The 21,840-nt window shown below is 64.0% G+C and carries 18 protein-coding genes; 14 read left to right on the forward strand and 4 right to left on the reverse strand.

Translation table 11 applies throughout. The features are described 5' to 3' along the window. Positions 1–35 precede the first annotated feature (35 nt). Genes ligA through J3D46_RS12115 form a run of 3 tightly spaced genes read left to right on the forward strand, consistent with a single transcriptional unit; the run spans position 36 to position 4,364 of the window. Entirely contained in the window at positions 36–2,324 is a 2,289-nt protein-coding gene (gene ligA, locus J3D46_RS12105; protein ID WP_253467429.1) for an NAD-dependent DNA ligase LigA, read from the forward strand. Further along, positions 2,321–3,145, forward strand: coding sequence for an inositol monophosphatase family protein (locus J3D46_RS12110; RefSeq protein WP_253467432.1), 825 nt, complete (start codon positions 2,321–2,323; stop codon positions 3,143–3,145). The genes ligA and J3D46_RS12110 overlap by 4 nt, the downstream gene beginning before the upstream one ends. Positions 3,146–3,155: 10 nt before the next feature. Next, a complete protein-coding gene (locus J3D46_RS12115; RefSeq protein ID WP_253467435.1) occupies positions 3,156–4,364 on the forward strand; it encodes an AAA family ATPase in 1,209 nt (402 codons plus the stop codon). An 8-nt stretch (positions 4,365–4,372) separates the two neighbouring features. On the opposite strand, the gene J3D46_RS12120 is transcribed toward J3D46_RS12115, so the two are convergent. Beyond that, complete coding sequence (locus J3D46_RS12120) at positions 4,373–5,740, reverse strand: LLM class flavin-dependent oxidoreductase (RefSeq protein WP_253467439.1); 1,368 nt, start codon at positions 5,738–5,740, stop codon at positions 4,373–4,375. 297 nt (positions 5,741–6,037) lie between these two features. Here J3D46_RS12120 and J3D46_RS12125 point away from each other — a divergent pair, with 297 nt between their 5' ends. Together J3D46_RS12125 and J3D46_RS12130 are read left to right on the forward strand one after the other, a co-directional pair. Further along, the gene (locus J3D46_RS12125; protein WP_231339484.1) at positions 6,038–6,550 is read left to right on the forward strand and encodes a GNAT family N-acetyltransferase; all 513 of its coding nucleotides are present in this window, start codon (positions 6,038–6,040) and stop codon (positions 6,548–6,550) included. Positions 6,551–6,607: 57 nt separating this feature from the next. Next, complete coding sequence (locus tag J3D46_RS12130) at positions 6,608–7,000, forward strand: RidA family protein (RefSeq protein WP_253467442.1); 393 nt, start codon at positions 6,608–6,610, stop codon at positions 6,998–7,000. An 85-nt stretch (positions 7,001–7,085) separates the two neighbouring features. Here the strand turns inward: J3D46_RS12130 and J3D46_RS12135 are convergent, their stop codons facing one another. Further along, positions 7,086–7,745, reverse strand: a complete 660-nt coding sequence (locus J3D46_RS12135; protein ID WP_231339488.1) for a response regulator — start codon at positions 7,743–7,745, stop codon at positions 7,086–7,088. Further along, a complete protein-coding gene (locus J3D46_RS12140; RefSeq protein ID WP_231339499.1) occupies positions 7,738–9,444 on the reverse strand; it encodes a sensor histidine kinase in 1,707 nt (568 codons plus the stop codon). The genes J3D46_RS12135 and J3D46_RS12140 overlap by 8 nt, the downstream gene beginning before the upstream one ends. Before the next feature lie 198 nt (positions 9,445–9,642). Between J3D46_RS12140 and J3D46_RS12145 the strand changes: the two genes are divergently transcribed. The 5 genes from J3D46_RS12145 (at position 9,643) to J3D46_RS12165 (ending at position 15,713) form a co-directional block, all read left to right on the forward strand. Beyond that, positions 9,643–11,139, forward strand: a complete 1,497-nt coding sequence (locus tag J3D46_RS12145; protein ID WP_231339489.1) for a CitMHS family transporter — start codon at positions 9,643–9,645, stop codon at positions 11,137–11,139. A 579-nt stretch (positions 11,140–11,718) separates the two neighbouring features. Next, positions 11,719–12,015 (forward strand): Asp-tRNA(Asn)/Glu-tRNA(Gln) amidotransferase subunit GatC, encoded by a 297-nt coding sequence (gene gatC / locus J3D46_RS12150; protein ID WP_026541440.1) that lies wholly within the window; start codon positions 11,719–11,721, stop codon positions 12,013–12,015. Between the two features lie 4 nt (positions 12,016–12,019). Continuing rightward, complete coding sequence (gene gatA, locus J3D46_RS12155; RefSeq protein ID WP_253467447.1) at positions 12,020–13,573, forward strand: Asp-tRNA(Asn)/Glu-tRNA(Gln) amidotransferase subunit GatA; 1,554 nt, start codon at positions 12,020–12,022, stop codon at positions 13,571–13,573. After that, on the forward strand, positions 13,573–15,081 hold the full coding sequence (gene gatB / locus J3D46_RS12160) for an Asp-tRNA(Asn)/Glu-tRNA(Gln) amidotransferase subunit GatB (protein WP_231339491.1): 1,509 nt from the start codon (positions 13,573–13,575) through the stop codon (positions 15,079–15,081). Before gatA ends, gatB begins: the two co-directional genes overlap by 1 nt. A gap of 74 nt (positions 15,082–15,155) precedes the next feature. Further along, positions 15,156–15,713 carry a DUF5666 domain-containing protein gene (locus J3D46_RS12165; protein WP_253467450.1) on the forward strand — a complete coding sequence of 186 codons (558 nt, stop codon included), beginning with the start codon at positions 15,156–15,158 and terminating at the stop codon, positions 15,711–15,713. 17 nt (positions 15,714–15,730) lie between these two features. Here the strand turns inward: J3D46_RS12165 and J3D46_RS12170 are convergent, their stop codons facing one another. Then, positions 15,731–16,744: a formylglycine-generating enzyme family protein gene (locus J3D46_RS12170; protein ID WP_253469213.1), complete on the reverse strand. Its 1,014-nt coding sequence runs from the start codon at positions 16,742–16,744 to the stop codon at positions 15,731–15,733. Positions 16,745–16,960: 216 nt separating this feature from the next. Between J3D46_RS12170 and J3D46_RS12175 the strand changes: the two genes are divergently transcribed. The 4 genes from J3D46_RS12175 to J3D46_RS12190 all read left to right on the forward strand — a co-directional run bounded on the left by J3D46_RS12175 (position 16,961) and on the right by J3D46_RS12190 (position 21,827). Then, complete coding sequence (locus tag J3D46_RS12175) at positions 16,961–17,995, forward strand: sugar ABC transporter permease (protein ID WP_231339494.1); 1,035 nt, start codon at positions 16,961–16,963, stop codon at positions 17,993–17,995. A 42-nt stretch (positions 17,996–18,037) separates the two neighbouring features. Beyond that, on the forward strand, positions 18,038–18,961 hold the full coding sequence (locus J3D46_RS12180) for a carbohydrate ABC transporter permease (protein WP_231339495.1): 924 nt from the start codon (positions 18,038–18,040) through the stop codon (positions 18,959–18,961). A gap of 82 nt (positions 18,962–19,043) precedes the next feature. Further along, the gene (locus tag J3D46_RS12185) at positions 19,044–20,702 is read left to right on the forward strand and encodes a sugar ABC transporter substrate-binding protein (RefSeq protein ID WP_231339496.1); all 1,659 of its coding nucleotides are present in this window, start codon (positions 19,044–19,046) and stop codon (positions 20,700–20,702) included. Positions 20,703–20,774: 72 nt separating this feature from the next. Beyond that, the gene (locus J3D46_RS12190) at positions 20,775–21,827 is read left to right on the forward strand and encodes a LacI family DNA-binding transcriptional regulator (RefSeq protein WP_253467453.1); all 1,053 of its coding nucleotides are present in this window, start codon (positions 20,775–20,777) and stop codon (positions 21,825–21,827) included. The last annotated feature ends 13 nt before the right edge of the window (positions 21,828–21,840 follow it).

Raw genomic sequence — 21,840 nt, forward strand, 5'->3', positions numbered from 1 at the left:
GCAATAATGTCGTTGGCTTGCGGCAAGATAGACGTGTGAGCACACCAGAAACTGCGAATCCGGTAGAAACCACAGGTGAAGAGGCGGCTGCCGCCGTCGTGGAAGCAGAGGGCACTCCGCCTGCGGAGTCGTTGCGCGATGAGTACGAGCAACTGGCCGACCTCGTCCGCAAGTACCGGTATGCCTATTACCAGGAAGACTCACCCACGGTATCCGATGCCGAATTTGATGAACTGTACCGGCGTCTGGAGGAGCTGGAAGCCCTTCACCCGGAACTTGTCTCGAATGACTCTCCCACGCAGGAAGTAGGCGGCGAAGTCTCCTCGGCGTTCGCTGCCGTGGAGCACTTGCAGCGGATGTACAGCCTGGATGACGTCTTTTCATTGGACGAGCTCGAAGCCTGGGTCCGGAAGGCAGAAGCATCTGTGGCGAAGCTCGGAGATTCCGTCCCGCCCATCGCCTGGCTGACGGAGTTGAAGATCGACGGCCTTGCCGTGAACCTGCTTTACCGGGACGGCAAACTGGTCCGCGCGGCCACCCGCGGCGATGGCACCACTGGCGAAGACATCACCCACAACGTCCTGACCATCAAAGAGATCCCCAGGGAACTCAGCGGGTCCGGATACCCGTCGGAGGTGGAGATCCGGGGTGAGGTGTTCATCCCCTCCAAGGCATTCGTTGCGTTCAACGAGACCCTCGTGGCCGCAGGCAAAGCCCCCCTCGCCAACCCCCGCAATGCAGCAGCCGGCTCCTTGCGCCAGAAGGACCCGGCAGAAACTGCCAAACGGCCGTTGAGCATGTACGTCCACGGCATCGGCGCCCGCGAAGGACTCGAGGCCAAGAGCCAGTCCGAAACGTACAAGCTCCTGGAAGCATGGGGCCTGCCGACCAGCCCGTACCTTAAGGTCCTGGACTCCTTTGAAAAGGTCCTTGAGTTCATCGGGCACTACGGCGAGCACCGGCACGACCTCGCGCATGAGATCGACGGCATCGTGGTCAAGATCGACGACTTCGCCACCCAGCGGGCCCTCGGCTACACCTCCCGGGTCCCCAGATGGGCTGCTGCGTACAAGTACCCCCCGGAAGAAGTCCACACCAAACTTCTGGACATCGCCGTCAACGTTGGCCGCACCGGCCGTGTGACTCCTTTCGGTTTGATGGAACCCGTGAAAGTGGCAGGCTCCACGGTGGGCATGGCTACGCTGCACAACCAGGACGTGGTCAAGGCCAAGGGCGTCATGATCGGGGACATCGTGATCCTTCGTAAGGCCGGCGATGTCATCCCCGAAATCGTGGGCCCCGTGCTGGCCTTGCGCGACAAGCAGGTCCCACCGGTCCGGGAATTTGTGATGCCCACCGAATGCCCCTCCTGCGGCACCCCGCTGGCGCCGGCCAAGGAAGGCGATGTGGACATCCGCTGCCCCAACGCGAAGTCGTGCCCGTCTCAATTGCGTGAGCGTGTGTTCCACCTCGCGGGCCGTGGTGCTTTCGATATTGAAGCTTTGGGGTGGGAAGCAGCCATCGCACTCACTCAGCCCGCCGAGCCTGTGACGCCACCGCTGACCAGCGAGGCGGGACTCTTCAGCCTGACGCGCGAGGACCTGGCTGACGTGCTGATCCGTAGGGAGAAGCGTTCCAAGGGTGTGGGTACGGGTGAGTACGAACTTGTTCCGTACTTTTACACCAAGGGCACGGCCAAGTCCCCGTCCAAGCCAACGGCAACCACTGAGAAACTGTTCGGGGAGTTGGAGAAAGCCAAGAAGCAGCCGCTTTGGCGTGTCCTGGTAGCGCTCTCCATCAGGCATGTGGGCCCAACCGCTTCGCGGGCATTGGCCACGGCTTTCGGGAGCATGGATGCCATCCGCAACGCCACGGAAGACCAGATGGCCCACGTCGATGGAGTTGGCCCCACCATTGCGGTCGCCCTGAAAGAGTGGTTCGCCGTGGACTGGCACAACGAGATCGTGGACAACTGGGCTGCCGCCGGTGTGCGGATGGAGGACGAGCGGGACACCTCCATGCCCCGGACACTGGAGGGTCTCACCATCGTTGTCACCGGTACTTTGCCCACCTACAGCCGCGACGAAGCCAAGGAAGCCATCATCATCCGTGGCGGGAAGGCGTCAGGCTCTGTTTCCAAGAAGACCAGCTACCTGGTGGCCGGCGAAAGCGCAGGAACCAAGCTGGACAAGGCGGAGCAGCTCGGAGTTCCCGTGCTGGACGAGGACGGGTTCCGTGAACTCCTTGCCAATGGGCCCGCAAAGGCTGAGGCGGACACTGAAGCAGCACCCGAAGCGGACGCTGCCGAGGCGGTCTCCGAATGACGGACGTGACGGAGCTGTTGGCCGTAGCTCAACGTGCGGCCGCGGCGGGGGCTGCAGTGCTCGCGCAGAGGTCCGTCGGCGGCACCGGCGGCGATGGCCTGGAAACCAGCAATAAGGGCGAGGCCGGAGACTGGGTCACGGCCTTTGATGTCGCGGCGGAGAATGCGGTCCGCGACGCCATCCTTGCAGAGCGTCTCCACGACACCATCACGGGGGAGGAGCACGGCACCACGAGGCCCGAACAGCCTTCGGGTTACCGCTGGTCCATCGATCCCCTTGACGGGACCACCAATTTCATCCGCAACATCGTCTACTACGCCACCTCTGTTGCGGTAGCGGATTCCGACGGCGTCTGGTTGGCCGGCGTCGTTCACGCGCCTGCGCTGGGGCGCGTCTATTCGGCGGCCCGCGGTCAAGGAGCCTGGTTGGAAGCGGCCGGAGAGACCGCACGGCTGGCCGGACCGGTCCCGGGTCGCAAAGGACTCATCCTGGCCACGGGATTCAGTTATGACCCCGCGACCCGGGCGAGCCAATCTGCCGGCTTGGCCGAGCTCATGGAAGGCTTTGCCGATGTTCGGCGCCTGGGGTCCGCTGCGCTGGATCTCTGCCTGGTGGCAGATGGAACCTTCGATGCCTACGGCGAACGCGGACTCAACGAGCACGACTTCTCCGCCGGTGCACTGATCGCTGAAGAGGCTGGTTGCTGGGTACGCCGGCCGCGCCTTGAGAGCCCCCTCGACGGCGGACCCACCGCCGAGGACCGCCTTGCATCGTGGATGTGTGCCGGCACCTTGGAACTGTCCGGCAAATTCCCGCTGTAATCATCAAACCGTGATCACAACGCTCGCCATCGCCAATTACCGGTCCGTCCGGGACCTCACCATGGAATTGCATGGCTTGGACGTCGTGACCGGGGCGAACGGGAGCGGCAAGTCCTCGCTCTACCGGGCCTTGAGGCTGCTGGCGGAGTGTGCCGGAGGCGATTCCGGCAATGTGGTGGGCTCATTGGCCCGGGACGGTGGTCTGGCTTCCACGCTTTGGGCTGGACCCGAGTCCATCAGCGAGGCCATGCGCCGTGGTGACGTCCCTGTCCAGGGAACGGTCCGGCGGGAGTCCGTCAACCTGAAACTAGGGTATTCCGGCGACGACTTCGGGTACTTGGTTGATCTTGGCATGCCTTCCTCCAGCGGTGCCGGCTTTGATCAGGAAACCGGCCGGCCCCGCCCCTCGGCGTTCAGCCTGGATCCTGAAATTAAGCGGGAACAGATATTCTCCGGTCCCGTGGCAAGGCCGGGTTCCCTGTTGGTGGACCGCAAAGGGGGCCTCGCTAAGTTGCGGGGTCCGGATGGCGAGTGGACGGAGTTGTCCCGGCGGCTGGACACCTTCCAGAGCATGCTGACGGAAGTCTCGGACCAGGACAGGGCGCCTGAAGTGCTGCGGGTCCGGGACTCGGTACGTTCATGGCGTTTCTACGACCACTTCCGAACAGATACGGAGGCTCCCGCGCGGCAAGCGCAGCTCGGAACACGCACACCCGTACTGCACCACAGCGGCAAGGACCTCGCGGCCGCTCTGCAGACGCTGCGGGAAGTGGGCTTCGAACGGCAGTTGGATGCCGCCGTCGATCATGCTTTTCCCGGGAGCCGGCTGGAGATCGCGGTCAACGACGGCCGCTTCAGTGTCGAGTTGCGGCAGCCTGGCATGCTGCGGCCCATGAAGGCTGCCGAGCTCTCGGATGGGACGCTGCGCTTCCTCCTGCTGACCGCAGCGTTGCTGACGCCGCGGCCCCCGGAGCTCATGGTCCTCAACGAGCCGGAGACCAGCCTCCACGTTGACCTGATGCCGGCACTGGCCGGACTGATTGTCCAGGCCAGTGCCAACAGCCAGATGATCGTGGTGACCCACTCGGAGGCCTTGCTCAAAGCACTCCGGGAGAGCGGAGCCGCGCATGAGAATGAGCTTTACAAGGAGGTGGGCGAGACCCGGATCAGGGGCCTCGGCTCACTGGAAGGTCCGCTGTGGAGCTGGCCCAAGCGCTGATCGCGCCCTCAGAACGCCGATCCGATGGACGTGAGCTGCTGAGCCGTGGAACCGGCGAAGCGATTCTGGGGGCGTGCCAGGCCGTAATGTCCGCGGAGGGTGGACTCGGTGTACTCCGTGCGGAACAGTCCGCGTTGCTGGAGGATCGGCACCACGTGGTCCACGAAGATCTCCAGTCCCGAAGGGAGGACCGGAGGCATGATGTTGAAGCCATCTGCGGCACCGGCGAAGAACCAGTCCTGGATGGCGTCGGCAACCTGCTCGGGTGTTCCGGAGAAGGTGCGGTGCCCGCGTCCTCCGCCCAAGCGGCCGATCAGCTGGCGAACAGTGAGTTGCTCCCGGCGGGCCAGCTCCACGATCAGCGTGTAGCGGCTCTTGGCACCCTCGATATCGTCCTCTGAGGGCAGGTCCGCAGGCAGTTGGCGGTCCAGCGGGAGGTCTTCGGGCTTCAAACGCAGGGTCTTGGCCAACTGTTCCCGGGCGTATTCAGGTTTGATGAGTTCGTCGAGTTCCCGCTCAAGGGTGAGCGCTTCGGCTTCCGTGGAACCGATGACCGGGACGATGCCCGGCAGGATCTTGATGCCTTCCGGGTCGCGGCCCACGGCTGCGGTACGTGCCTTCAGGTCTGAATAGAACGCCTGGGCGTCGGCCAACGTCTGGTGTGCGGTGAAGACGGCTTCGGCATACTGCGCCGCCAGCTTCTTGCCGTCCTCCGAAGAGCCGGCCTGCACAATCAGCGGGTGGCCCTGGGGTGAGCGGGGGACATTGAGGGGGCCACGAACGCGGAAGTGCTTGCCCTCATGCTCAATCGCACGGATTTTGTTGTCGTCGCCCCAAACGCCCTCGGCCTTGTCCGCGAGGACGGCGTCATCGTCCCAGCTGTCCCAGAGCTTCTGCGCAACCTCGATGAACTCGGCTGCCCGCTCGTAGCGGACGGCGTGGGCGGGCTGGTCATCCACGCCGAAGTTGCGTGCTGCGTCCGGTCCCGCCGTGGTGACGACGTTCCAGCCTGCGCGGCCACCGCTGACCCAGTCGACGGATGCGAAGCGGCGGGCCAGGTTGAAGGGGTCGTTGTAGGTGGTGGAGGCAGTCGCGATCAGGCCGATCTTCTGCGTTGCCGCAGCAATGGCGGTCAGCAGTACCGTGGGCTCCAGCTTGCCGGCCGGGCGGCGGCCCACCTCGCCGAAGAGGACCGGGGAGTCCGCGAAGAAGATGGAGTCCAGCTTCCCGCGTTCGGCCGTGCGGGCCAGGTGCTGGTAGTGCTCCACCTTGGTGGAGGACAGAGGATCACTTTCGGGCAGGCGCCACGAGGCTTCGTGATGGCCGGTGCTCATGAGGAAGGCGTTGAGGTGGAGGTGGCGATCTGGCGGGGTCATGGTTCTCCTCGGTCAAGGGTGGTCGGGGGCTGATGTGTGGCAACTCAAGCACGCCTCCGAAGGCCCGCGCCAGCGTTTCGACATGTGCCCGCAACAGCACGAAACCGGGGTTCACCCCAAGCAACGGAACTCCATCCGACGCCACGGGAGGCAACACAAAAAGCAGCCCGCCAGTACCGTACGTGGGCAGCGCGAGGCAACCAGCCGGCGTCGTGGGTTCCGAACGTGACTGATAGTTCCATCACGGAAAGGGGCTTTTGGCGCTGTGCGCACGTGCGGCGCGACTACCATTGGTAGGTGCTTTCGCCGATTACCGTCCGTCCCGCCCTGCCCGAAGACTACGACGCCGTTGCCCGCATTACGCAGGAGTCCTACGTCACCGCGGGGTACTACGGCGACGCCGACCACCCGTACCTGCAGAAGCTCCAGGACGTGGCCGGCCGCGCGGAGCACGCTGAGATCCTGGTGGCGGAGCGCAACGGCGAAGTTATCGGCTCTGTGACGGCAGCTCCTGCCGGTGGCGGCTTCTCGGACATCGGCCTCGACGACGAGCTGGAACTCCGTACCCTGGTGGTGGATCCGGCAGTCCAGCGCTCCGGCGCGGGCCGTGCGTTGGTGCAGGCCGTCGTCGACCAAGCCAAGGCCATGGACGGCATCAAGGCTGTGTCCCTGACGACGGGCGCCACGTGGGAAAGCGCCAACGCCCTGTACGCACGTACGGGCTTTGACCGCGCGCCGCACCGTGACTGGTTTGTCCCGGGCACCGACATAAAGCTGTTCGTTTACCGGCTGGACCTCCCACAGTCATAAAGTTTCCTTCGTAAACGCCGGTCACCGGACCGCGCGAAGCGACAGGAAAGGCGCGGCATGCGCAAGACATTCGGCACGGGTTCGGTCTGGGAACAGACCCTTGGTTACTCCCGCGCAGTCCAGGTGGATAACACCCTCTTCATTTCAGCTACGGCAGCCAGCGGGGTCGTTGATGGTCAACCGGGGATTGTTGGCGACGACTTCTACTCGCAGACCAAGTACATCCTGGAGAAGCTGGGTGCCGTTCTGGAGGAGGCTGGCTTCTCCTACGAGGACGTGGTCCAGTCCAAGTTGTACCTGACGGACATCAGCAAGTGGGAAGACGCCGGCCGTGCGCACGGTGAGGTCTTCGGCGAGATCCGTCCGACCCTGGCGCTGGTGCACGTCCTGCCGTTCCTGGACCCGGAAATGCTCGTCGAGATTGAGCTCGTGGCGCAGAAGCCCGCGTAACGCCCCCTGCCGTAGCGCCCCCAACTTTGTAGCAGCAAACGCCCTTCTGAGCCCTCAAAAGGGCGTTTGCTGCTACTTACTTGGGCTAGCCCGGGACACCGTAGCGGTGTTCAGGGCGGCCCGTGCTTCCGTAGCGGAGTTGGATTTCGACGGCGCCATCGTCCGCGAGCGAGGACAGGTACCTTTGCGCTGTGGCGCGGGAAACGCCCACCCTCTCCGCGACCTCGGCTGCGGAGTATTGCTCGCCGGCAACCAACGATTCCAGGACGGCCGCTTCCGTGGCGGACCGGGGTTTGGCGGCCGGCGTGACGTCACCGGGAATCAGGGAGCGCTTGGCACGTTCAATGGTTGTCTGATCGACGGCGGTCTGCTGGCCGAGGATCCGGCGATACCGCGCGTAGGACCTGAGCTGTTGGGAAAGGGACTCCGCGGTGAAGGGCTTGAGCATGTACCCCAGGGCGCCGCGGCGCAGTGCGACCTTGATGGACTGCGCGTCAGAGGCAGCAGTGAGCATCACGGCATCGACGTCCAGCTGGCCCAGCAGGTCCAAGCCTGAGCCGTCCGGTAAGTACACGTCCAGCAACACCAGGTCCGGGCGCAGGCTATGGATCGCCTGAAGGGCTTGGGATACCGAGCCTGCCGGGGCAAGGGCCATGAAACCGGCTACCGAATCCACATAGGCGGCGTGGAGCCTTGCGACGTGAAAGTCGTCATCCACGATCAACACCCTCAGATCATCAGCCACTGCTGTCCTCCCTCACCGTTGAGCCCGCACCGGCGTCTGCGGAATCCATGACGCCGGGGATGGTTGCCATGAAAACGGCGCCCGGACCGCCAGCGGTGCCCGATTCCAGTACGCGCACATCTCCGCCGCGCCGCCGCGCAAGCTGCCGCACCAAAGCCAGCCCCAAACCTTGTCCAGCCCCCGAGCGTACCGGTTGTTCCGACGTCGTGAATCCCTCGGCGAAGACTTCCTCAGGTTCCAGGCTCCCCAAACCGTCGCCCGAGTCACCCACCACGAGGTGCAGGGTGCCGCCGTCCTGGGTGGCGTCGTGGTCAGGGAAGTCGTCCAGCAGCTCAACTTCCACCCACCGTTCCGTGGCGGAACCGGCGACGGCGGCACTCACCGCGTTGTCGATCAGGTTGCCGAGCACGGTGGTCACGTCCTGGGGATCGGCAACGTGTCCACGGACCAGTGTCTCTGGCCCGATGCGCAGGGTCACGCCGCGCTCTGAAGCCTCCACCCCTTTGGCGCCAATAAAGGCCTGCAAATACGTGTCCTGGAGGAGTTCGGCCTGCTCCACGGGGAACTTCAATGGTCCCGTGGCGGAGGTCCGGGCCAGGTACTCCTTGGCGGAATCGTACTGTCCGATGCTCATGAAACCGGCGATGGTGTGGAGTTGGTTGGCGAACTCGTGGCGCTGCGCACGCAGGGCGGTGGACATGGTTCCCACGGCATCCAGTTGGCGGGTGAGCTGCTGCAGTTCCGTTCGGTCGCGCAGCATGACAACCCAGCCGAGGTCTTCCTTCCGGTGCCAGGCCTTGCGCGCGCTGGCCACCAGTACGCGTCCGCCTGCAACGATCTCCACGGCCTCAGCATCGCGGGCTGCCGGTTGGGTGAGCTGCCTCAGCTGTTCGGGTACGGCAGCGCTTGCCCAGTCCTGTCCGGTGGCATCGGGCATATCCAGGAGCCTGGCGGCAGCTGCGTTGAACACTGAGATGCGGCCATCCGCGGCGATGCCGATCACGCCGTCGTCCACGCCTTGGAGAACTGCTACTTGGTCGTGGACCAGCGTGCTGATTTCCTCGGGCTCCAAACCCAGGGTGAGGCGTTGCAGGCGGTGGCGGAGCAGGAACGATGCCAGCACGCCCGCCAGGAGGGCGCCGCCGGCGGTCAGGGCAATGGGCACGATGTCGCGGGCCAGGCTGTTGCTGAGGGACTCCACGGAATAGCCGACGCTGACTTCGCCAACAATCACTCCTGAACCCCCTGGACCGTAGACCGGAACTTTCGCACCGGCAGAAGGCCCCAGCGTGCCCGTGTTGCGCGTCGTGATTTCTTCGCCGCCCAGGGCGACGGACGGGTCGGTACTGACCCGTTCACCAAGCCGCGCCGTTTCGGGGTGGGCCAGCCGCAGGCCGGTTTCGTCCGTGATGACCACGAACAAGGCACCAGTACGGACCCGGACGGCTTCGGCTGCAGCCTGCAGGGGACCGGCGGCGAGGACCTCCCGGGGAGGCGTTCCCTGTTCCTTGCTGATCTCTTGGACGCCGGCCCGGATATCCGGATCCGCGGCAACCGTCCTGGCGAGGGTGAGTGCTTGGTTCTCGGCTTCCGTGCCGATCCGTTCGTAGACCAGCCAGCCGTGGACAGCACCGCTGAGCAGAACCACCAGCAAGACAACTCCCAATTGGAGGAGAAGTGTTTGGGTGGAGAAACGCATACTGACCCTGCTGAATCGCGGCACCCTTGCTCCTTTCGTCCAGCTCCATTGAAGCACTGAGCACAATGCGCAAAACGTTCGCAACGAGCAGTATTCCCAACAATTCCCGGAAACCCTGGCCAGTGACGGGCGCCACCATATCGTCTGTAGTGCGCATCACACCGACGTGGCGCCATTCACAGTAGTAAGGAGCCGGCCGTGCTGGTTTTGCTTGGATTCGCAATGATTGCGGTATTCATGGTCCTGATCATGACCAAAAAATTGACGCCCGTTCTGGCGCTGATCATCGTCCCCACCGTCTTTGGCCTGTTCGCCGGGGCGGGCCTCGGTATCGGCGACATGGTGATGGACTCGATGAAGTCCATGACCTCGACGGCCGCGCTCCTCATGTTCGCCATCATCTACTTCGGCCTGATGATCGACGTCGGACTCTTCGACCCCCTGGTGAAGTTCATCCTGCGCAAGCTGGGCAACGACCCCGCCAAGGTTGTCCTCGGCACCGCGATCCTCGCCGCAGCAGTCTCCCTGGACGGCGACGGCTCCACCACCTTCATCCTCACTACTGCCGCGATGCTCCCCGTCTACCTGCGGCTCAAGATGAGCCCCGTGGTCCTCACATGTGTCGCCGGCCTCGCCAACGGCACCATGAACATCCTGCCGTGGGGCGGTCCCACGGCCCGCGCAGCCACCGCGCTGCACTTGGACGTCAACGATGTCTTCGTCCCCATGGTCCCCTCGCTCATCGTTGGCCTCATCGTTGTGTTGGTCTTCGCCTGGCTGCTCGGACTGCAGGAACGCAACCGCCTCCGCACCACCGCCCCTGAGATCTGGGGCGACGTCGCCGATCCTTCGGAAGCGTTCGACGGCGGCACTGGCCGCGGCGGATCTGTCGCCGCCGGTTCGGGCTCAGGTAAGGGCCGCTTCGGCTTTGGTCGGAACAGCTCCACCACGCCGGCAGGCAAGCCGGGCACCGGCGGAGGCTCCGGCGTCGCGGTCCTCGAAGACCCGGCCACCTTGGTGGACGACCACGACACCGCCATGGCTGACACCGCACTTGACCCCAACCGCAAGACCCTCCGGCCCAAGCTGTTCTGGTTCAACCTGGGCCTGACCGTCGCCGTCATGGTGGTCCTGGTAGCCAACGTCGTTCCGCTGCCGTTTGTGTTCATGGTCGGCTCCGCCATCGCCCTGCTGGTCAACTTCCCCAAGGTCAAGGACCAGGGCGCCCAGCTGATCGCGCACGCTCCCTCGATTGTCGCCGTCGTCAGCATGGTCATGGCGGCCGCAGTCCTCACCGGTGTCCTCAACGGCACCGGCATGGTCAAGGCAATGTCCGAGTGGCTCGTCCAGATCATCCCCGCCGACATGGGTCCGTTCATGGCAGTCATCACCGGCCTGCTCAGCATCCCGATGACCTTCTTCATGAGCAACGACGCCTTCTACTTCGGTGTCCTCCCGGTCCTGTCCGAAACCGCCGCCCACTACGGGGTGGATGCAGCAGACATGGCCCGCGCCTCCATCACTGGCCAGCCGTTCCACCTGCAAAGCCCCCTGGTCCCCGCGATCCTCCTGCTGGTATCCCTCGCCAAGGTTGACCTGGGCGACCACCACAAAAAGGTCCTGTGGCGCACGGCAGTCGTCTCGATCGTCATGCTGGCAGTCGGAGTCCTGACCGGAGCCATCGGCATCGGCTAACCCGCCGCGCAGCACCCCAACCCGGGTGCGCCGCAGGCGCAAACCGGCCCAAACAATCCTTCGCGCCGCGGCGCGGAACGAACCAGAAATCCCCCGGAGGGCGGCCCGAAGCGGCCGCCCTCCGCGTGCTCGCTCGTGCCTCGCTTGGACGCACGCTTCCGGGCACCCGCTTCAGCCCGCGCAGCACCCGGATGCCTGGGTCGTTCCGTGTGAAGGGCCACCCGCTTCATTCCGCGCAGCGAAGAAAGTCCCATCCCGCGTTCCGATCAAGCCCACCCAGCCCACGTCCCCAACCCAACGGGAAAGCAAAGTGCATATGGTCCGCTCAAGGTCTTTTTGGTTGGGGGAGGTGGTTCGGCGCTGGGTGGGTTCAACGTCAGTGGGTTTGGCACATCGGCGGTAGGCGGGACCTCCCGCAGGCTGCGTCTAAGCGAGGCACGAGCGAGCAGCCGAGGGAGAGTCGCGCCAGCCGCCGAAAGGTACCAACGCCGCGGCGGCTCACCCATTCCGCGTCGGTACCGTCCCGCATGGACAAGTAGACTGGTTCGGAAAACCATTTGAACTTTGCAGGGGAGATCCATGGCTGCGATCAACCGTGACGACGTCGCGCATCTTGCGCGTCTGGCTCACATTGAAATGAGTGCCGAAGAACTGGACAGGATGGCTGTTGAGCTTGCTGTCATCGTGGATTCGGTGAAGAGCGTGAGCGAAGCTGCGGGGGAGGACGTCCCGGCGACGTCGCACCCGATTCCGTTGACCAATGTGTTCCGTGAGGACGTTGTGGGCCACACGTTCACGGCTGAGCAGGCATTGTCCGGTGCTCCGGATGCTTACGAGAACCGTTTCAAGGTCCCGGCAATCCTGGATGAGGGCTAATCACATGACTGATCTTAAGAACGAACTCATCCGCCACTCTGCTGCCGATCTCGCTGCCAAGCTGGCTTCCCGCGAGGTTACCGCCGTCGAAGTAACGCAGGCGCACCTTGACCGCATTGCCGACGTCGACGGCCAGGTTCATGCGTTCCTGCACGTCAACAGCGAAGAGGCTTTGGCTGTTGCGGCCGAGGTTGATGCTGCCCGCGCTGCCGGCGGTTCCGCCGCCGAAGAGCTGCATGCCCTCGCTGGTGTGCCGATCGCCGTGAAGGACCTCATCGTGACGATTGGCCAGCCGACGACGGCTGGTTCGAAGATCCTTGAAGGCTGGAACAGCCCGTACGACGCCACCGTGGTGAAGAAGCTGCGCGCGGCCAAGATGCCGATCCTTGGTAAGACCAACCTGGATGAATTCGCCATGGGCTCCTCCACGGAGCACTCTGCGTACGGCCCCACCCGCAACCCGTGGGACCTGGACCGGATTCCGGGCGGTTCGGGCGGTGGCTCCGCTGCCGCCGTCGCCGCTTTTGAAGCGCCGCTTGCGCTCGGTACGGACACCGGTGGCTCAATCCGCCAGCCCGGTGCAGTCACCGGAACCGTTGGCGTGAAGCCGACCTACGGTGCAGTGTCCCGTTACGGTGCCATTGCCATGGCGTCGTCGCTGGACCAGATCGGCCCGGTTTCCCGTACGGTGCTGGACTCGGCGTTGCTGCAGGAAGTCATCGGCGGCCACGATCCGTTTGACTCCACGTCACTGACCGATCCCTTCACTGACCTTGTTGCTGCGGCCCGCGTGGGCAACGTGGCCGGCATGAAGATCGGCATCGTGAAGGAACTTCACGGCGAGGGCTACCAGGCCGGCGTCGAGAACCGTTTCAACGAGTCCCTTCAGCTGCTGAAGGATGCCGGTGCTGAAATCGTCGAAGTTTCCTGCCCCAACCTGAAGTACGCCCTGGGTGCGTACTACCTGATCATGCCGTCCGAGGTGTCCAGCAACCTGGCCAAGTTCGACGGTGTCCGCTTCGGCATGCGCGTGCTGCCCAAGGACGGTCCCATGACCATCGAGCGCGTCATGGGTGCTACCCGCGCCGCCGGCTTCGGCGACGAGGTGAAGCGACGCATCATCCTGGGTACCTACGCACTGAGCGCTGGCTACTACGACGCTTACTACGGCTCGGCGCAGAAGGTCCGCACGCTGATCCAACGCGACTTCGACGCCGCTTTCGCCAAGGCCGATGTCCTGATCTCCCCGACGGCGCCCACCACGGCGTTCAAGCTGGGGGAGAAGCTGGATGATCCGCTGGCAATGTACTTGAACGACGTCGCAACCATCCCGGCCAACCTCGCCGGTATCCCGGGCTTGTCCTTGCCGGGTGGACTGGCTGATGAAGACGGCCTGCCCGTTGGTATCCAGTTGCTGGCTCCGGCCCGCCAGGATGCCCGCCTGTACCGCGTGGGTGCGGTCCTCGAAACCATGCTTGAAGAGAAGTGGGGCGGCCCGATGCTTGCGCAGGCGCCTGAGCTTTCATCAGCTTCAACCACCGCCGGAGGTTCCAACTAATGTCCGTCGACGCAACCCTGAGCTTCGAAGAGGCCATGGAGAAGTACGATCCCGTCCTGGGGTTCGAGGTCCACGTGGAGCTCAACACCAAGACCAAGATGTTCTCCTCCGCGCCGAACGTCTTCGGTGACGAGCCGAACACCAACGTCAACGAGGTTGACCTGGGCATGCCCGGCGTCCTGCCGGTAGTGAACAAGACGGCTGTGGAGTCTTCCATCAAGATCGGCCTTGCACTGAACTGCAAGATCGCCGAGTCCTGCCGTTTCGCCCGGAAGAACTACTTCTACCCGGACACTCCGAAGAACTTCCAGACCTCGCAGTACGACGAACCGATCGCCTACGACGGATACCTCGACATCGAGCTCGAGGACGGCACGGTCTTCCGCGTGGAGATCGAACGCGCCCACATGGAGGAGGACGCCGGCAAGCTGACCCACATGGGTGGCGCCGCGGGCCGCATCCAGGGTGCCGACTACTCGCTGGTGGACTACAACCGTTCGGGTGTTCCGCTGGTGGAGATCGTCACCAAGCCGATCGAGGGCGCGGGCAGCCGCGCACCTGAGCTGGCCAAGGCCTACGTCGCCGCGGTCCGCGAGATCGTGAAGAACCTTGGTGTTTCCGATGCCAAGATGGAGCGCGGCAACGTCCGTTGCGACGCCAACGTTTCCCTGCGCCCGCACGGCCGGGAACGCTTCGGTATCCGTTCGGAAACCAAGAACGTGAACTCGCTGCGCGCCGTCGAGCACGCCGTCCGCTATGAAATCCAGCGCCACGCTGCCGTCCTGGATTCCGGCGAACCGGTCATCCAGGAGACACGCCACTGGCACGAGGACACACGTTCGACGACGTCGGGCCGGCCCAAGTCCGACGCTGACGATTACCGCTACTTCCCGGAGCCGGACCTGGTTCCCGTCGTCGCGTCCCGTGAGTGGGTGGAGGAGCTCCGCGCTACCCTTCCCGAGCCGCCGGCCGAGCGCCGGAAGCGCCTCAAGGAAGCTTGGGGCTACTCGGACCTGGAGTTCCGTGACGTGGTCAACGCCGGCGTCATGGACTCCATCGAGGAAACCATCGCAGCCGGTGCGTCCGCCGATGTTGCCCGTAAATGGTGGATGGGTGAGATCGTTGGCCGCGCCAAGGTTGCCGACGTCGATCCTTCCGAGCTGGGCGTCACTCCGCAGGTCATCGTCGAGCTGAACAAGCTCGTCGAAGACGGCAAGATCAACAACAAGATGGCCACCCAGGTCCTGGACGGCGTCCTCGCCGGCGAAGGTACTCCGGCGGAGATCGTCGAGCAGCGCGGCCTGGCCGTTGTGTCCGATGACGGCCCCCTCTTGGAAGCCATCGACGCCGCACTGGCAGCACAGCCTGACGTGGCGGAGAAGATCCGGGGCGGCAAGGTTCAGGCCATCGGCGCAATCGTTGGCGGCGTCATGAAGGCCACCCGTGGCCAAGCGGACGCCGGACGAGTCCGCGAGCTCATCCTGGAGAAGCTCGGCGTCGAGGGCTAAGCACCCGCTTCAAGCATCACAGTAGGCCGCAGTTTTTACTGCGGCCTACTGTGCTTTGGGCGCACAATGGATGTATGGCCACTCTCAGACCAGGCCTTCGTAAGGGCCTTCTCGCCGGCGGGATCGCCGTCGCACTGACCGGCGGCGGGGCCGCCGCTGTGTGGGCGGGCACCCAACCCAGCCCTTCGCCGTCGAGCACCTCTGCTTCACCCAGTCCGTCCGCGACGACGAAAGCCAAGTCCACCGAGGGGCGTGGGCAGGCAATCCATGGCGAGCACGTCGTCAAGCAACAGGACGGCACCTTCAGCACCGTTGTCACGCAGCTTGGAACCATCGAGAACGTCAGTGACTCCGAAGTGACAGTGAAGAGCGAGGACGGCTTTGCCCAGCGGTACGTGATCAAGGCGGAGACACGGATCGCCAAGGTGCCTGCTGATACATCGGATCTGAGGAATGGCAGGGGCCGGCCCACATTGCCGTCGGCCACGGCTGCCGACCTCAAGCCTGGCGACACAGTGCGCATCAGCGGGACGAAGGACGGCGATACCGTCACGGCTACCAGGGTGGTATCGGGCGAGTTGCCTGCGGGCCTCAAAGGCGGCCACGGGCACAGGGGCCACGGGCCTAAGTAGGCTACAGCGCCAATCAGTTAGAGGGCCACAGTCCTGAATCCGAGGTTGCCGCTGGCTGAGTCCGGCGTGTTCGAGCTCCGTGCTGCGAGGCGGTAGCGGTTGCAGTACGAATCGTGGCAGAGGTACGAGCCGCCGCGCATCACCCTGCCGCGGCCAATCGTGGGTCCCTGGGGGTCTTCGACGGTTCCTGCTGCGAGGCACGTTTTGTAGTACTTGGGCAGGAACCAGTCGCTGCACCATTCCCACACGTTCCCGCTGGTTTGGTAGAGACCGTAGCCGTTGGGGGCAAACGAACGCACGGGTGCCGTGGTGAGGTAGCCGTCCTCCACCGTGTTGCGGGAGGGGAACTCGCCTTGCCAGATGTTGCAGTTGTGGGCAGCCTCGCCTGGCTCATCGGTGTGCAGTTCGTTGCCCCAGGGGTACCTCTGGCCGGGTAGGCCGCCCCGGGCCGCATATTCCCACTCAGCTTCTGTGGGCAGCCGCCGGCCGGCCCACTCGCAGTAGGCCAGGGCATCGTTGTGCGACACATGGGTTACGGGGTGGTCCGGGATTTCGGACCAGTGCGAGAGCGGTCCTGCAGGGTGTGCCCAGTCGGCTCCACGGACGTTGAGCCACCAGGGCACGTTGTTGACGCGGTTGAGGATGTCCTGCGTGGCGGCTCTGACGGCCAGATGGAACACTGCCGATGTTCCGAACGTTTCCGAGTCGGTTCGATGCCCGGTGGCGTCCACGAACGCCGCGAAATCCTCGTTGCTGACGGTGGTGGCGCTGATCCGGAAGCCTGAAATGGACACGTGGTGCACTGGAGACTCGCCGTCGGCTTCATAGCCCTCGCCGAAGGGGTCGCCCATCGCGAAGGTCCCGGCGGGGATGCCGACGTCGTTTGTTTCCTTGGACGCTGCGGGACTGCTTGCGGAAGGCTCGACGGCGGCGCGCACGTTCCGCTGTCCGCCCACGGTACGCAGGGGGAGCGTCATCCCCGACGTCGAGTGTTCCCGGGCGTCGGCGCCTGGGCTGCAGCAATCTGCCATTTCCACCTCCTGTGTGAATTCCACCTGCTTGTACTTTAGCGGGGCCGCGTTTCCGGCTGGTTGGGAAGCCGTCGGAATGATGAAAAATGATTTCTGCGGTCAGTTTCGATCATGATCTTGCAAAAAGAGATGCGCGTCACTTATGGTTTGTTAAACGGTTAACGAGCGTGGCTTGAATCACATTGCTGATTCGGCCTCAGCACTTGAGGAGACAGCATGAACTCGACGACGGAACAGGCTCCGGCATTGCCCGAAGCTCGCCGAGTCCCGGCCCCGGCAGGTGGAGACACCCCCGGATCCGGTGCGAAGAAGCGGAAGCGAAGCAAGCCCCCGCAGCAGAGTTTCCGATCCCGCCTGCGACGCGACAAGCAGATGTTGCTCATGATGGTCCCGGGTGTGGCCTTCCTGCTGCTCTTCTTCTACATCCCCATCCTGGGCAACGTCATCGCGTTCCAGGACTACCAGCCCTACTTGGGCATCGGCGACAGCTTGTGGGTTGGTTGGCAGAACTTTGTGGATCTGTTCGGCAATCCGGACTTCATCCACGCTTTCTGGAACACCTTGTACCTGGCCGCCTGGCAGTTGGTCTTCCTTTTCCCGGTGCCGCTGGTGCTGGCGCTGATTGTGGATTCACTGATCAGCACCCGGGTCCGCCGGATCTTCCAGAGCATCGCCTACCTGCCGCACTTCCTTTCCTGGGTGCTGGTGATCGCGTTCTTCCAGCAAATGCTGGGCGGCGCAGGCTTCGTCAACAACCTTCTCCGGGACTGGGGCATGGATCCCATTCCCTTCATGACCAACCCGGAAACATTCCCGGTCATGGTGGTCGTCCAGATGATCTGGAAGGACGCGGGCTGGGCAATGATCATCTTCCTGGCAGCCCTCGCCAGCATCGATGCTTCCCTCTATGAAGCTGCAGCGGCTGACGGTGCAGGCCGCTGGCGCCGGATGTGGCACATCACCCTCCCGGGCCTGAGGCCCGTCATTGTGCTCCTGCTCATCCTGCGCATCGGCGACATCCTCTCTGTCGGCTTTGAGCAGTTCATCCTGCAGCGTGACGCAGTGGGCGCTGGAGCCGCGGAAGTGCTGGACACCTTCACCTACTACACCGGCGTAGTGGGAGGCGGCTGGAGCTCAGGTGCCGCGGCCGGCCTCGCGAAGGGCGTGGTCAGTGCGCTGCTGATCTACGGCGCCAACAAACTTGCCCACCGCTTCGGCGAAGACGGAATCTTCGCAAAACAAGTGCGCTGAAAGCCCCGCTGACCCGCGCGCCTGCCGCACAAGGAGAACCCCATGGCAACAACACTTTTCGCTAGAAAACCCCGGGAACTTACGTACAACCCCAAGCGCCCGGTATGGAAGGAAAAGCCTTCCGCCCTGTACCAAACGGTCAAGGCAGTGGTCCTGATCGTGTTCAGCCTGTCCATTCTGACGCCCATCCTCCTGGTGGTCTCAACGTCGCTGGCCGACACTGAGCAACTCGTGAAGGCCGGAGGTTTTGTCCTGTGGCCGGAGCGTCCCACGCTGGAGGCCTACGCCACCATCTTTAAAGGCCCCATGGTGCTGCAGTCACTCGGCGTGAGCATGCTGGTCACGGCGGTGGGCACCATCCTGGCCCTGTTCGTGACCATCACCATGGCCTATGCCACCAGCCGGACGGTGCTCTTTGGCCGTCCTGTGATCCTCGCAGTCCTGTTCACGCTCCTGTTTGCGCCGGGCCTGATCCCGTCATTCCTCATGATCCGCCAGCTGGGACTGCTTGACTCCCTCTGGTCGCTGATCCTCCCGGGCATCTTCGGAGCATTCAACTTCGTGGTGATGCGCTCGTTCTTCATGAACATTCCGGGTGAATTGATCGAAAGCGCCAGGATCGACGGCGCCAACGACTGGCAGATCCTGTGGCGCATCGTGATGCCGCTGTCCAAAGCCGTGATCGCCGTCGTCGGGCTGTTCTACGCCGTCGGTTTCTGGAACTCGTTCTTCAATGCCCTGCTGTACATCAACGATCACAGCAAGTGGCCCATCCAGTTGCTGCTCCGCAACTTCGTGGTCCAGGGCAGTGGCGCGGCGGACCAGCTGGGAATCACCACCACACCGCCACCGCAGTCCATCCAGATGGCAGTGGTCGTGGTGGCGCTCGTCCCGATCCTGATGGTCTACCCGTTCCTCCAGAAGCACTTTGCCAAGGGCGTCATCACCGGAGCAGTCAAGGGCTAGTCCCGCCCCGAAGCCCACTATCCACAAGCCCAAACACCCAAAACCCCCAGACAAAAAGCAAGTAACCAGAAAGGGTTATGCCATGACGAGCACTACCTCCCAGGCCGGATTCAGCCGCCGCGGTTTCCTTGGCCTCGCAGGCTTGGCCGTGACCGCCGCAGGCTTGTCCGCCTGTGGTGGTGGCGGAGCCGCGAGCAACGGAGGCGCCGCTGCCTCAGCTTCGGTCAAGTTGCCCACATACAAGGAATTCACTGGCGTCACCCCGGACATCGCGGGCAACGCCAAGGGCCTCCAAGCCGGCTACTTCAAGCTGCCCACCGCTGTGCAGTCCGTGAAGACGCCGCCGCTCAAGGGCAAGGTCACCGGTCTCACCGAAACCTTCGACACCATGAGCCCTGGCATGAAGGACAACCCCTTCTGGCAGCGACTCAACGCCAAGCTCGGCGGCGACCTGGAGCTCCAGATCGCCGAAGACATCGGAGACGGCTACCCGGCCAAGTTCGCCACCGTCCTGGCCAGTAACGATCTCCCGGACATGATGTGGGTTCCGCCGAACCAGGGCATCCCCAACGTCGGACCCATGCTCGAAGCCAAGTTCCAGGACCTGACGCCCTACCTCTCCGGTGACGCCGTCCTGGAGTACCCCAACCTGGCCGCACTCAAGCCCGATTCCTGGAAGACCGCCGTCGTGAACGGCAAGATCTGGGGAGCTCCCATCCCGAGTACCCCCTTTGGCCAGGTGTACCTGGGCAACCACGACATGTGGGCCAAGGTGGGCGGCTTCGAAGCGGCCAGCGCCGACGAATTCCTTGAGAAGGCCAAGGAGCTGACCCGACCGGGGGACCAGCAGTACGCGCTGGAACCTGCCTATATCAATGCACTCCACATGGTCACCGAATGGTTTGGCGCCCCGAACAGCTGGGCCGTCAACAAGGACCGCACGCTGACCCACCTGTACGAAACCGATGAATACATGGCCGGCGTGGAGTTCACGGCCAAGATGTTCGCAGCCGGCGTCTTCTACCCGGACTCCAAGGCAACCGACATCCGTTCGCGCGTCGCCAACGGCAGCGTGGCCGCCCAGGTGGTGGTTGGCCCGCACGACATCCGCAGCTACCGTGCACTGAACAAGACCGCCCAGTTCGATGTCCTCATTCCGTTCAGTGCGGACGGCAAGGTCAAACCGGTGTACGACATGGGCTACGGAACGGTGGGCTTCACCCCGTTCAAGAAGGCCGATGAGGGCAAGATCCGCGAGCTGCTCTCGCTCATCAACTATCTGTCCGCACCGTTCGGCACCGTGGAGTACATGCAGAAGAACTTCGGCGAGCTCGGCCAGGACTACACGATCGACGGCTCCGGGAACCCGGCGCGCACCGAAACGGGAACTACCAACGCCCCCGGACTGGTGTCGGCGTTGAACATCATGTCCAGCCCGGAAAACGTCATCTTCAACCCCGGTTTCGACGACGACACCCGGTATGTCAGCCAGCAGGAGGAGAAGCTCCTTGAGTTCGCCTGGCGGAACCCCACCAACGGTTCCTACTCGGACACCAACGCCAAGGTGGGCGCCAAGATCACCAAGCAGCTGCGCGACAAGGTAGTGGACATCATTACCGGCCGCGCCAAGATCGACGAGCTCAAGGACGCGGTCAAACGCTGGAAGAGCGAAGGCGGCGACAAGATGCGCGATGAGTACCAGGCCGCGTTGGACCCCAACGTGCCGGTGTTCAGGAGCTAGCCTCAAACCAACAACGGACCAGACCAAGAACGCACCAACGCGTCAACACAAAGAACACCAGCAGGGGGAACCATGGCAAAAGCGAGCACCACCGGAATCCGGCCCACCATACGTATGGTGGCCGAGTTGGCGGGAGTTTCCACGGCCACGGTTTCCTATGTGCTGTCGGGGCGCCGCGGCGATGGCGGACCTGGGGTGTCGGATCCGACGGCGGAGAAGGTCAAGGCGGCTGCGGAGCGGCTCGGGTACCGCCCCAACCAGGCGGCCCGGGCCATCCGGACCGGCCGGACCAATACGGTCATCCTGTCGCTGACCATGCTGTCCGATCCTTGGTCCCTGTCCGTCATCGAGGCCGTGCAGAAGGCTGCGGTCCCGCTGGGAATCACTCCGATGATCCTGGGCGACGCCGACTGGGTCAAAGTGCTCGGCACCCACAACGCCGACGCCGTGTTCGTGGACGCAGTCCGTCCCGACCAGCGGGACGCCCTGCGGAAACTGGCCGAGCACGGAACCACGCTGGTGGTCTTCGACGAGGAAGTAAAAGCGGAGGGCTTCGACGTCATCCGTTCCATCGCCGGGCCGGGCTGCCGCATGGCTGTGGAGCACCTGCTCCACGGCCATCGCAGGGTAGCTTGTTTGACTCCCGCAACGGCGGCCGGCACCTCCGGCGGTACCCGGTACCGTGCGTACTCGGAGGCGTTGGCGGATGCGGGGATTCCGGAACGCGACGATTTCGTTGGCTTGTTCGATGGCACCAGTGCCGGGGCCTACGCCGCGGCCACGCGGCTGCTCAGCCTGCCGGACCGGCCTACCGCCATCTACGCCACCACCGATTACGCGGCTGTCAGCGCCATTAATGCCGCCCAGCGCCTGGGCCTGGCCGTTGGCACTGATGTGGACATCATCGGCGTGGGCAACACCGTGGAAGGTGAGCGGATGTCACCATCGCTGAGCACCGTGGGTCCCGTCGATTTCTTCGACAAACTCGCCCGGGTTCTCTTGAGGCGGGCCACAGGTCCGGCCGGCACGGCCGCGACGGAGCAACCCGGCGTCCTCGACTTTCCCTGGCACTTGTTCGTGCGCGAATCGGCGCCGCACCGCAGCGCCGCAACCAGACTTTACTAGGAACCAGAAGAAG

Source organism: Paenarthrobacter sp. A20 (genome assembly GCF_024168825.1).
Taxonomy (GTDB): Bacteria; Actinomycetota; Actinomycetes; order Actinomycetales; family Micrococcaceae; genus Arthrobacter.